Below are 12,331 nucleotides of genomic sequence, written 5' to 3'. Positions count from 1 at the left end.
AATGGCTCGCACATTTAAGATCTTATCGCCTACAGCTATTCTGGGTTATGGCTTCCCGGAAGAGAGTTTTCGTAAAGCCATGGAAGAATCGCCGGATCTTATTGCTGTTGACGCAGGCTCCTCCGATCCTGGCCCCCACTACCTGGGGGCAGGTAAGCCTTTCACTGACAGGGCCGGTGTGAAACGCGATCTGCGCTATATGATCGTGGCAGGCGTTAAGAATAACATCCCGGTCGTGATCGGTACCGCCGGTGGTTCCGGCGCAGCTCCGCACCTGGAGTGGTGTCGCCAGATAATCCATGAGATCGCCCAGGAAGAAAAACTGTCTTTCTCCATGGCGTTGATCCCGTCCGATGTCGACAAAGAAGTCGTTCATCAGGCCCTGGATAACGGCAAAATCACCGCACTGGATTTTGTGCCTGAACTGACTCACGAAGCTATCGAAGATAGCACCTACATCGTTGCACAGATGGGCGTTGAGCCTTTCCAGCGCGCACTGAAAGCCGGTGCACAGGTTGTACTGGGCGGGCGAGCCTACGATCCGGCATGCTTCGCTGCACTGCCGATTATGCAAGGCTTTGATGAAGGTCTGGCGCTTCATTGCGGTAAGATCCTTGAGTGTGCTGCCATCGCCGCCACCCCGGGTTCTGGCTCGGATTGTGCGATGGGAATCATCGACGACAACGGCTTTACGCTGAAAGCGTTCAATCCGAAGCGTAAGTTCACTGAAACTTCTGCTGCGGCACACACCCTGTATGAGAAGTCAGATCCGTACTTCCTGCCGGGACCGGGCGGCGTGTTGAACCTGAAAGCGTGTACCTTTACAGCGGTTAATGAAGGTGAAGTGTACGTCAGCGGTTCGCGTCATGAAGAGACACCGTATGCGCTGAAACTGGAAGGTGCGCGTCAGGTTGGTTTCCGCTGCCTGACCATCGCCGGAACGCGCGATCCGATTATGATTGCCGGTATCGACACCATTCTTGAAGAGGTACAGGCCAGCGTGGCACGTAACCTTTCACTGAATGACGACAGTATCCGCATGACGTTCCACCTGTATGGTAAGAACGGCGTGATGGGCAATCATGAGCCGATGAAAACTGCCGGTCATGAGCTGGGGATTTTACTGGACGTGGTTGCACCAACCCAGGATATCGCCAACAGCGTTTGCTCACTGGTGCGTTCTACGTTGCTGCACTACGGCTATGAAAATCGTATTGCGACTGCGGGCAACCTCGCCTTCCCGTTCTCACCATCTGACATTCAGAGTGGGCCTGTGTATGAGTTCTCAATCTATCACCTGATTGAAGCAAGCGATGCACTGCGTTTTGATTTCCACATTGAACAGGTGACGCCAGAAGGAGTTCAGGCATGAAACAGTCTATTTGCTCACTGGCGCAAGTAATTCGCTCCAAAAACGCCGGACCGTATGAACTGGTATTAGATATTTTATTTAAAACCAGGGAAGACTATCAGCGAGTAAAAGCCTCGGAGCAATTAACACCGCAACTTATTGCTGGGTTATATAATGTCAAACCTGACTTTATTCATAATATTGTGTGGTTCGACCCAGCGAATGCAGTAAAAATCGTCATGCCGCGCGATATTATTTCCGGCAATGTCGGTGACAATGATGTTTATGGTGCGCAACAACACGCTCCATTATTAAGTATTGAGTTCGATCTGTAACAAAAAAACACAATAACAGCCATTGGAGCACAGAATTCAGCTGTATCACAGTGCTTCGAATTATTCATGCGGTTGGTCACAACAGGCGTGCATCTGAGCTGCTTTCCAGGCTCAGGTGCACGCCACCCTACACAATTTCAATTACCAGCCTTTATCCGATGGAGTAAACATGAAGAAAATTAGTTTAACGAAGATGATCATATTAGGCCTGTTACTCGGCATGGTTGCCGGGGTGCTCATCAATAATATGGCCGCAGCTGAAACAGCTAAATCATATGCTCAAGATATTTCCATTTTCACCACTATATTTTTACGTATGGTGAAAATGATTATCGCTCCATTAGTTATATCAACTCTGGTTGTCGGCATTGCCAAAATGGGTGATGCAAAAACGCTGGGACGTATATTCTCCAAAACCTTTTTCCTGTTTATTTGCGCCTCACTGCTGTCAATCGCATTGGGTCTGGTTATTGTTAATATCTTCCAGCCGGGCGCAGGCATCAACTTTGTTCCGCATGATGTCGGCGCTGTCGCCGCCGTTAAGTCAGAGCCGTTTACGCTGAAGGTATTTATTTCGCACGCAGTACCGACCAGTATCGTTGATGCGATGGCGCGTAACGAAATCCTGCAGATCGTCGTGTTCTCGATTTTCCTGGGTTGCAGCCTGGCTGCGATTGGCGAAAAAGCCGAGCCTATCGTTAAGGTTCTCGACTCACTGGTCCACGTCATGCTGAAGCTGACTGGCTACGTAATGCTGTTCGCACCTCTGACCGTTTTTGCCGCTATTTCAGGTCTGATTGCCGAACGTGGTCTGGGTGTGATGGTTAGCGCCGGGATCTTCATGGGTGAGTTCTACCTGACGCTGGGTATGTTGTGGGCAATTCTGATTGGCCTGTCGACTATGATCGTCGGTCCTTGCATCAGCCGTCTGACTAAAGCCATCCTCGAACCTGCTCTGCTGGCCTTTACCACTTCCAGTTCTGAAGCAGCCTTCCCAGGCACGCTGGATAAACTGGAAAAGTTCGGCGTTTCTTCAAAAATCGCCAGCTTTGTTCTGCCTATCGGTTACTCCTTTAACCTGGTCGGTTCCATGGCCTACTGCTCATTTGCCACCGTGTTTATTGCCCAGGCGTGCAATATCGAGCTGAGCATGGGCGAACAAATCACCATGTTGCTAATCCTGATGCTGACCTCTAAAGGGATGGCGGGTGTGCCTCGTGCCTCTATGGTGGTTATTGCCGCAACACTGAACCAGTTCAACATTCCGGAAGCCGGTCTGATCCTGCTGATGGGCGTCGATCCATTCCTCGATATGGGTCGTTCAGCCACTAACGTAATGAGTAACGCAATGGGTGCTGCCATTGTGGGTCGCTGGGAAGGCGAACACTTCGGCCAGGGTTGTCGCGGCACTGCGCCAGTAAAAACCCCGGAACAGGAACGCCCGGTTACCGAAACGGAAGTTGCTTTGTCTTAATACCACAGTGAAACCGGATAGCGGCCGCGCTATCCGGTTTTCGAGACGGTTAATAACCCGTAAGCCGGAAGGTGGTAAGCCGCCCTCCGGCACCATGATGAGCACACCAACAGGAATGCACCATGAATAAAACTCTTCTCGGCGTGGGTATTTTTTCCTTCAGCGTATTATTTAGCGCAACCACATTCGCGCAAACCACGCCGGACTACGCCAGACTTATCGAACAGGCGCATCAGAAATACAAAAGTAACAATGACGGAAAAGTCGCCGACTATATCCCTGCCCTCGCGACCTACAGTCCCAACAATTTTGCTATCACCATCGCAACGGTTGACGGAAAAATCTTCCAGGTTGGCGATGTTAAAAAAGCATTCCCGATGGAATCACTGAGTAAAGTTTTCACCATGGCGCTCGCCATGGAACAGCACGGCCCTCAGGTTGTTCTGGATAAACTCGGTGCCAATGCCACCGGCATGCCATTCAATTCAGGCTTAGCCGTCGAACTGACCAAAGGCGCGCCGGAAAACCCACTGGTTAACGCAGGCGCGATGAGCACCGTTAGCCTGATTGAAGCCAAAGATAAAACCGACCGCTGGAACAAAATCCTCGACAACCTGAACGCGTGGGCAGATGCAAGTCTCACTGTTAACGAACCTGTTTTCAAATCCGAAATGGAGACCAATCAGCACAACCAGGCACTGGCGAAACTGATGGAATCCTATAACAGCTTTTATGGCAACACGGATGAAGCCGTCGAAATTTATACCCGTCAGTGTTCCGTGGATATCACCGTTGAGCAACTGGCCAAAATGGGTGCCGTACTCGCCAACAAAGGTAAATCTCCGTTTAACGGCAAGCAGTTGCTGAATGAAAGTTATGTACCTCAGGTGCTGGCGGAAATGGCGATTGCCGGGCTGTACGACGGCAGTGGTAAGTGGCTATACACCGTCGGCGTCCCGGCAAAGAGCGGTGTCGGCGGCGGAATGGTTGCGGTCGTCCCAGGTGAATATGCGATTGCCGTCTATTCCCCACCGCTGGATGAAGCGGGCAACAGCGTTCGCGCCCAGAAAACCATCGAATATGTCGCCGACGCGACAAAAGCCAATGTCTTTTTAGCGCATTAAGCCAACGTCAGATAACGCTTATCTGGTATTGAAATCAGGCTCGAAATTTATACACAAAATAATTCAAGCTGCATCAAAGCGGCAACTACGTGACCCCCAGGAGCTTACGTAAGTAAATGACTGGGGTGAACGCAGACAGCCAACAAAGAGGCAGCGTGAAGGATGACGTGTATCGGCAAAACACGAAAAGGTGAGAAGTACTATGTCTAAACCATTTGTCTGGCAGGAACTCTTTGTTCAGAGTAAAGATAATACAGAATACGAATTACTCAGTAACCAACACGTTACGGTAACAGAGTTAGACGGAGAGGAAGTGATCAAGGTTGCGCCCGAGGCGTTAACCCTGTTGGCACAGCAGGCATTTTATGAAGCTTCATTTTTCCTGCGCGCCGGACATTTGAAACAGATCGCCAGTATTCTGCACGATCCGCAGGCCAGCAGTAATGATAAATACGTCGCACTCCAGCTACTGCGCAATGCAGAGGTTTCGGCTAAAGGCGTATTGCCTAACTGCCAGGATACAGGGACCGCAACCATTGTGGCAAGCAAAGGGCAGAATGTCTGGACCGGGTGTGATGATGCCGAAGCATTAAGCCATGGCGTATATGCCACATTCACGGAAAACAACCTGCGCTATTCGCAAAACGCACCGCTGGATATGTATTCCGAGGTCAATACTCAGACTAACCTGCCCGCCCAAATCGACATTAGCGCCACCCCGGGTAATGAATACCGGTTCCTGTTCGTCAACAAAGGTGGTGGCTCAGCTAACAAAGCAGCGCTGTACCAGGAAACCAAATCAATTTTACAGCCGGAAAAACTCACTGCCTTCCTGATTGATAAAATGAAATCACTGGGAACAGCCGCCTGCCCGCCATATCACATTGCATTTGTCGTTGGCGGTCTGTCTGCCGATCAGGCGCTGAAAGTCGCAAAACTGGCATCAACTAAATATTACGATAACCTGCCCACCAGCGGGAACGAACTGGGTCAGGCGTTCCGCGATACGGCACTGGAAGCCACTCTTCTCAATGCCAGTCGTGAGTTTGGCATCGGTGCACAATTTGGCGGCAAATACTTTGCGCACGATATTCGCGTTATTCGCCTGCCACGCCACGGCGGCTCCTGCCCTATCGCTATGGCACTCTCCTGCTCTGCTGACCGCAATATTAAAGCCAAGATTAATAAACAGGGTATCTGGCTGGAAAAACTCGAACATAATCCGGGCAAATTCATTCCCGATTCTCACCGCGTAGAAAATGGTGCTCAGACCGTACAGCTCAATCTGGACCGCCCGTTGCGCGACATTCTGCATGATCTGTCCACACTGCCGATTGGAACCCGACTATCGCTAAGTGGCCCGATTGTCGTCGCCCGTGATATCGCCCACGCCAAAATCAAAGAACGTCTGGATAACGGCGAACCGATGCCGGAGTACATGAAAAACCATATCGTTTATTACGCTGGCCCGGCAAAAACCCCAAATAATCAGGCTTGTGGCTCAATGGGTCCCACCACCGGCGGGCGCATGGATGGGTACGTCGATGCCTTCCAGGCAGCGGGTGGCAGTCTGATCATGTTGTCAAAGGGCAACCGCAGCAAGCAGGTAACCGATGCCTGCCACACGCATGGCGGATTTAACCTTGGCAGCATAGGAGGCGCAGCAGCCTTACTGGCACAGCAGTACGTGAAAAGCCTGCGCTGCCTTGAGTATCCGGAACTCGGCATGGAAGCGGTCTGGATGATGGAAGTCGAAAACATGCCGGCCTTTGTGCTGGTGGATGACAAGGGCAATAACTTCTTCAGTCAGTTTGAACAGCAACATCGCTGCTCAACCTGTCCGGCAGGGAAATAAGGAGCAACAATGGAAGCGCGAGTCAACAATGACAGACACCGCCAGCGCCAGCAGAAACTGAAAGAACAGGTTGATACCCGCGTGGCGGCGGCAACGGAGAAGAAAGGAATTCTGATAGTCTTCACCGGCAACGGTAAAGGTAAATCCACCGCAGCCTTTGGGACGGCAACGCGCGCGGTAGGTCACGGAAAAACCGTTGGCATCGCGCAGTTTATTAAAGGCCAGTGGGATAATGGCGAGTACAACACGTTACAGCCGCTCGGTGTTGAATTTCATATTATGGGTACCGGTTTTACCTGGGAAACCCAGAACAGGGAAGCCGACATCGAGGCGGCAACAGCGGTCTGGCAGGAAAGTAAGCGCATGCTAGCCGATGCACATTACGACCTGGTGGTGCTGGATGAACTCACCTATATGCTGGCTTATCACTATCTGGATACGCAGGAGGTTATCAGCGCTATCGAGAATCGCCCTGCAGAACAGAGCGTGATCGTCACAGGACGTGGATGCCACACGCAATTACTGGAACTTGCCGATACGGTGAGTGAAATTCGCCCGGTTAAGCACGCGTTTGATAGTGGTATTCAGGCACAGGTCGGGATCGACTGGTAACGAGACTTTTGCCGGATAACATGTTCGCTTATCCGGCCTACCATTTCTTCAGATAGCAGACCGGCGTTATCATCCGGTATCAGCAGCCCACTTTAGAGACCACGGATTTATTCAATAACCAGTTGCGGAAAATCTGTAAATGCAGGGACTCCGATTTTTCTTCACGCCACGTCATAATGAAACGGTTCCCGGTACGCATAGGAACGTCGCAGGGAATGACCATATCACCACTGTCCAGATCGTGCTGAATAGCAAAACGGGGTAACAGAGCCACGCCCAAATTAGAACGCACGGCGGCGATCAGCATCGACAATAAATCAAAACGCGGACCTTTATTCACTAGTGGGCTACTGACATTGGACAGCGCAAACCACTCCTGCCAGCCTTTGATACGCGTGCTTTGGTGCAACAGGGTAAACTCATTTAACAGATCATCGACAGCCAGTTTCTGATTGGATTCAGAGAGCAGACATCTGCTGCATACCGGCAAAATTTCCTCTTCAAAAAGATACTCAACCTCTGACCATGGCGAGTAAAAATCTTCCCGCATGATCGCGGCATCATACTCACGATTGAGAAAATCACCGATATTCGCCAAAGAATGGATATTAACGATAATATCAGGGTTAAGTTTGTTGAATTCGCGCAGGTTGGGGATCAACCAATGTGTACTGAAGGTAGGATTAACCGCCAGTTCGATAACCTGCACGGTCGGTTGCCAGGTCATTATTGTTGTCGTATCACGTTCAAGTTTGTTTAGCGTTTCCTTAACAATACTTAAATAATGTTTCCCAGCCGCATTTAAAAAAATGCGCTTTTTGGCATGATTAAATAACGATGTATTGAGAAAATCTTCCAGAGCATTAACCTGGCGGAAAACTGCGCTTTGTGTCAGAGCAAGCTCTTCTGCCGCCCGGGTATAACTTTCATGACGCGCAACCACTTCAAAAGTTACCAGCAACTCCGTCTTGGGTATTTTTCCTCTCATAACCTCTTCCATATGCAGCGTACAAAAATAGTTTAATTTATAAAAAATAATTCGATTCACCCAGATGAGCATCGAGAGTTATATTTTATTTTGTCCATTGATGTCATTGATCCAATCCATGATTTACTCACACTGGCGGCGGATAAATATTAACCAATAATACTCAAGCACAGCAATAAACACAATTTAAATAAGGTTAAATCCAGGCAAATAGTGCCAATAAGTTCTTAATAATTTTTCATGTTATCTTGTTTATTGCAGAAAAAACTTTGCGAGTTTAATCAATATTGTCCCTGCGATAATTTAGGACAATTTAGCGTTATAACTTATGGGCAAACGACTGCTTTTAATCATTCCGCAATGTAGTTTCTGCCATTTTTTTGTTAGCCGTGATAAAGGACACAATGTGAAAACTTTCGGAAAGGTCTGGCTCGTCGGAGCAGGTCCCGGTGATATTTCATTACTCACCCTCAAAGCGATGATGTGCATTAAACAAGCTGATGTCATTATTTACGATCGTCTGGTCAATCCTAAAATTCTGGAATGGGCATCCGCTGAGTGTAAACTTGTCAATGTCGGAAAAACCCCTGGCTTTCATTGTGTGCCACAAGATGAAATCAACTTACTGCTTATTCAGTACGCTGAAACGCATGACAACATCGTGCGTTTAAAAGGCGGTGATCCTTACGTTTTTGGTCGTGGAGCTGAGGAAGTTGAGGGACTCGTAGAGATCGGGATTCCATTTGAAGTCGTGCCCGGTATCAGTTCCACCATTGGCGGCCTTGCCTGCGCCGGTATTCCGGTCACTCACCGCGATTTCGCATCCGGGTTTCACGTAGTGACAGGCCATACACGAGAAGGCAACCAGCAGCAGGACTGGCGTCAGTTAGCCAGACTCAACGGTACGCTGGTTATCGTGATGGGTATCGCCAACCTGGCATTTATCTGCGAAGAACTGTTGATGGGCGGAAAATCGGCAGACACGCCCGCCGCCGTTATCATGTCTGCCACGCGGGAAAATCAGCGCCGCCTGACCTGTACGCTCGGTGCATTATTGAATAAAGCACAGGAAGCAAACGTTGTGCCACCTGCGCTTATCGTCATTGGTGATGTCGTCACCCTCAGCGATCGACTCTCTTTTATTCCCGAAGCCATCACGCTGCCGGAAAACCTTTACTGCGAGAGTCTGGCGTGACGAAAAGACTGAGGTGACGTTTGATGGGCTGCCCGGAATACGCGGCAAAAATAACTGGTTTGTGCGTAGTGAAGTTTCCGGGCAATGCTGTCTATCGAATGAACAGGGTCGTGCAATAACTCCCCCGCCTTTTGCATTTTTTTCTGATTCACCCAGGTTTTAAAATTAACACCCTGACGTTTCTTAAAAAAACGACTGAAATAATTCGCACTTAAACAAACGTGCGCTGCCACAGTCTCCAGAGATAATTCACCATATAAATTATCATCAATATAGCGAAGTGCCGCTGATAGTTTTCTCTCGTGACGAGAAAGCTCCGTATAATATGGGCGAATAGTATTAATTTTCGATCCGAAGGAAGCATCAACCTGTTGTTCCTGATGTTCAAAGTTATCAACAATAAACCGCAGTAAATTTGCCGATGCCACCAGTGTGTTATTATCCACTACAGTAACCCGTTCCCACTCAGCTTTTATCCGAGGTTCATTCATCCATTGTGGTTTGTCATCAATCACAATTGTTTTATATTCCTGATGTTTTGCCCGTACCTGACCACAAATAATAAAGCCGTACAGATTGCCCTCATGGATTAACGGCATTGAGAAGAGGCTTAATCCTGCATAACAGCAGAGTATTCTGGGTTTAACCTGCTTTAACCCCTCAAAAGCACAATACTTATCACACTTTTGACAACTCGGGCGATACAGTTCATTGGTACGCATTAATGAACAAAATGAATTGAAGCCATGACAATCAGATATTGCCTTACCTGTAACATCAACGACTACCGTTGCTAATCCGGTCGCACCAGAGAAGATCTCAGCTATAGAGAAAAAACTCTGCAAGTAGTCATCCTGAATTTTCAGCGGCACGCCTTCCTCCGACATTCATGATATTTAAGCCGGTAATATGCAGAATTTAGCCTAAAGAAAGAATGATGCTTACCGCAAAAAATAATCTTATTTATGAAGATGATTATGATCAAATTGCAAGATGAATAATGTGTCGTCTTAACCACAATAGCGCGGTGAGTACGACTGCGTCACTGGGCCATCTTTTAATTTATTATATTTTGCCTTCAGAGAACGGGTGCGGGTTACAGATATTCGGCAGGAACAAAAAACGAAAAAGACATAAAAAAGGCCATCATCAGATGGCCAACCATGTCGAAAACGGACCAGCCCTGCGTCCTTCGCACAACGCATACAGCCGGTTGCACGAAGGGGTCGGGCTTTATTACTACTTTTTGAGAATTACTTAAGCACAGTTTTCAGCGCTTCACCGATATCGGCCAGGCTGCGCACGGTTTTCACCCCCGCTGCTTCCAGTGCGGCGAATTTCTCATCAGCCGTACCTTTGCCACCAGAGATAATCGCACCCGCGTGCCCCATACGTTTGCCTTTCGGCGCGGTCACGCCCGCGATGTAGCCAACAACTGGCTTGGTCACATGATCTTTAATGTACGCCGCCGCTTCTTCTTCCGCGCTACCGCCGATCTCACCGATCATCACGATCGCTTCAGTCTGTGGATCTTCCTGGAACAGTTTCAGGATGTCGATAAAGTTTGAGCCAGGGATCGGGTCACCACCGATACCTACGCAGGTAGACTGGCCGAAACCATAGTCAGTCGTCTGCTTAACCGCTTCATAGGTCAACGTACCAGAACGAGAAACGATACCCACTTTACCCGGCTTGTGAATGTGACCCGGCATGATGCCGATTTTGCATTCGCCTGGGGTGATAACGCCAGGACAGTTCGGCCCAATCATGCGCACGCCCGCTTCATCAAGCGCCACTTTCACGGTCAGCATATCCAGCGTCGGGATGCCTTCAGTGATGGTGATAATCAGTTTAATACCTGCGTTGATGGCTTCCAGAATGGAGTCTTTGCAGAACGGAGCCGGTACATAAATAACAGACGCAGTCGCGCCGGTGGCTTCAACCGCTTCACGCACGGTGTTAAACACTGGCAGGCCCAGGTGAGTTGTACCGCCTTTACCCGGCGTTACACCACCAACCATTTGCGTACCGTAAGCAATCGCTTGTTCAGAGTGGAATGTCCCCTGGCTACCGGTGAAGCCCTGGCAGATAACCTTGGTATCTTTATTAATTAAAACTGACATTATTTCCCCTCCACTGCGGCAACAACCTGCTGAGCTGCATCCGTCAGACTTTTCGCTGCAATAATATTCAGGCCGCTGTCAGCCAGTTTTTTCGCGCCGAGTTCGGCGTTGTTACCTTCCAGACGCACAACCACCGGAACGTTAACACCAACTTCCGCTACCGCGCCGATGATACCGTCAGCGATCAGGTCGCAACGAACGATACCGCCGAAGATGTTAACCAGAACGGCTTTCACGTTGTCATCAGAGAGGATAATTTTGAACGCTTCGGTCACGCGCTCTTTGGTTGCGCCGCCGCCCACGTCAAGGAAGTTAGCCGGTTCGCCACCGTGCAGTTTAACGATGTCCATGGTGCCCATTGCAAGGCCAGCGCCGTTAACCATACAACCAATGTTACCGTCCAGCGCGACGTAGTTCAGTTCCCACTGTGCAGCCTGAGCTTCACGCGGATCTTCCTGAGACTGGTCGCGCATTTCACGCAGATCCGGCTGGCGGAATAGTGCGTTGCCGTCAGCGCCCAGTTTGCCATCGAGGCAGATCAAGTCGCCTTGTTTGGTCACCACCAGCGGGTTGATTTCGATCAGCGCCAGGTCGCGCTCAAGGAAAATGGTCGCCAGACCCATGAAGATCTTGGTGAATTGCTGAACCTGCTTACCTTCCAGACCCAGTTTGAACGCCAGGTCACGGCCCTGATACGGCATTGGACCCGTCAGCGGATCGAGCGCCACTTTATGGATCAGGTGCGGGGTTTCTTCCGCTACTTTTTCGATTTCCACGCCGCCTTCGGTAGAGGCCATAAAGACCACACGACGGGAGCTGCGATCAACTACTGCACCGAGGTAAAGTTCTTTACCAATGTCGGTCGCAGCTTCAACCAGAATCTGATTTACCGGTTGACCGTTGGCATCTGTCTGGTAGGTCACCAGACGTTTGCCCAGCCAGTGTTCAGCAAAAGCGCGAATGTCTTCTTTGCTGTTAACAACCTTCACACCGCCCGCTTTACCACGGCCACCAGCGTGAACCTGACATTTCACTACCCACGGGCCTGCGCCGATTTTTGATGCGGCTTCTTCGGCTTCACGCGGAGTAGTACAGGCATAACCCACCGGTGCCGGTAAGCCATAGCGGGCAAAAAGTTGTTTTGCCTGATATTCATGTAAGTTCATGTGTTCTGTCCATCCTTCAGGTAATCGTTATCTTTAAACCTGTAGGCCGTTGCGTTTTTCATGCCGGATGGCGCAACGCTTATCGGCCTACAGGGCAGGTGATACTCT

Annotated in this window: 11 protein-coding genes; 7 read left to right on the top strand and 4 right to left on the bottom strand. The window is 49.6% G+C overall.

Annotated features, from left to right (window positions below):
- Nucleotide 1: 1 nt before the first annotated feature.
- From OGX98_RS01385 to cobO, 6 genes are all read left to right on the top strand, one after another.
- Entirely contained in the window at nucleotides 2-1,372 is a 1,371-nt protein-coding gene (locus OGX98_RS01385) for an acyclic terpene utilization AtuA family protein (RefSeq protein WP_045441108.1), read from the top strand.
- Nucleotides 1,369-1,686: a DUF4387 domain-containing protein gene (locus tag OGX98_RS01380; protein ID WP_045441107.1), complete on the top strand. Its 318-nt coding sequence runs from the start codon at nucleotides 1,369-1,371 to the stop codon at nucleotides 1,684-1,686. Before OGX98_RS01385 ends, OGX98_RS01380 begins: the two co-directional genes overlap by 4 nt.
- 169 nt (nucleotides 1,687-1,855) lie before the next feature.
- On the top strand, nucleotides 1,856-3,160 hold the full coding sequence (locus tag OGX98_RS01375) for a dicarboxylate/amino acid:cation symporter (protein ID WP_045441106.1): 1,305 nt from the start codon (nucleotides 1,856-1,858) through the stop codon (nucleotides 3,158-3,160).
- A 122-nt stretch (nucleotides 3,161-3,282) separates the two neighbouring features.
- A complete protein-coding gene (glsA, locus tag OGX98_RS01370; RefSeq protein WP_045441105.1) occupies nucleotides 3,283-4,284 on the top strand; it encodes a glutaminase A in 1,002 nt (333 codons plus the stop codon).
- A gap of 202 nt (nucleotides 4,285-4,486) precedes the next feature.
- Nucleotides 4,487-6,139: a class I fumarate hydratase gene (locus OGX98_RS01365; protein WP_045441104.1), complete on the top strand. Its 1,653-nt coding sequence runs from the start codon at nucleotides 4,487-4,489 to the stop codon at nucleotides 6,137-6,139.
- A gap of 9 nt (nucleotides 6,140-6,148) precedes the next feature.
- On the top strand, nucleotides 6,149-6,751 hold the full coding sequence (gene cobO / locus OGX98_RS01360; RefSeq protein WP_045441103.1) for a cob(I)yrinic acid a,c-diamide adenosyltransferase: 603 nt from the start codon (nucleotides 6,149-6,151) through the stop codon (nucleotides 6,749-6,751).
- 79 nt (nucleotides 6,752-6,830) lie between these two features.
- Here the strand turns inward: cobO and OGX98_RS01355 are convergent, their stop codons facing one another.
- The gene (locus OGX98_RS01355; RefSeq protein ID WP_045449505.1) at nucleotides 6,831-7,739 is read right to left on the bottom strand and encodes a LysR substrate-binding domain-containing protein; all 909 of its coding nucleotides are present in this window, start codon (nucleotides 7,737-7,739) and stop codon (nucleotides 6,831-6,833) included.
- A gap of 406 nt (nucleotides 7,740-8,145) precedes the next feature.
- Between OGX98_RS01355 and cobA the strand changes: the two genes are divergently transcribed.
- Complete coding sequence (cobA, locus tag OGX98_RS01350; protein ID WP_048221835.1) at nucleotides 8,146-8,934, top strand: uroporphyrinogen-III C-methyltransferase; 789 nt, start codon at nucleotides 8,146-8,148, stop codon at nucleotides 8,932-8,934.
- Here the strand turns inward: cobA and OGX98_RS01345 are convergent.
- The 3 genes from OGX98_RS01345 to sucC form a co-directional block, all read right to left on the bottom strand.
- Nucleotides 8,913-9,806 carry a PocR ligand-binding domain-containing protein gene (locus OGX98_RS01345; RefSeq protein ID WP_353622272.1) on the bottom strand — a complete coding sequence of 298 codons (894 nt, stop codon included), beginning with the start codon at nucleotides 9,804-9,806 and terminating at the stop codon, nucleotides 8,913-8,915. The genes cobA and OGX98_RS01345 overlap by 22 nt on opposite strands.
- A 381-nt stretch (nucleotides 9,807-10,187) precedes the next feature.
- Nucleotides 10,188-11,057, bottom strand: a complete 870-nt coding sequence (sucD, locus tag OGX98_RS01340; RefSeq protein ID WP_045441100.1) for a succinate--CoA ligase subunit alpha — start codon at nucleotides 11,055-11,057, stop codon at nucleotides 10,188-10,190.
- Nucleotides 11,057-12,223, bottom strand: a complete 1,167-nt coding sequence (sucC, locus tag OGX98_RS01335) for an ADP-forming succinate--CoA ligase subunit beta (RefSeq protein ID WP_045441099.1) — start codon at nucleotides 12,221-12,223, stop codon at nucleotides 11,057-11,059. Before sucC ends, sucD begins: the two co-directional genes overlap by 1 nt.
- Between the last annotated feature and the right edge of the window lie 108 nt (nucleotides 12,224-12,331).

Origin of the sequence: Citrobacter sp. Cm046, assembly GCF_030333065.1 — a bacterium.
GTDB classification, from domain to species: Bacteria; Pseudomonadota; Gammaproteobacteria; order Enterobacterales; family Enterobacteriaceae; genus Citrobacter; species Citrobacter murliniae.
This window is presented reverse-complemented; position numbering and strand designations above follow the sequence as displayed.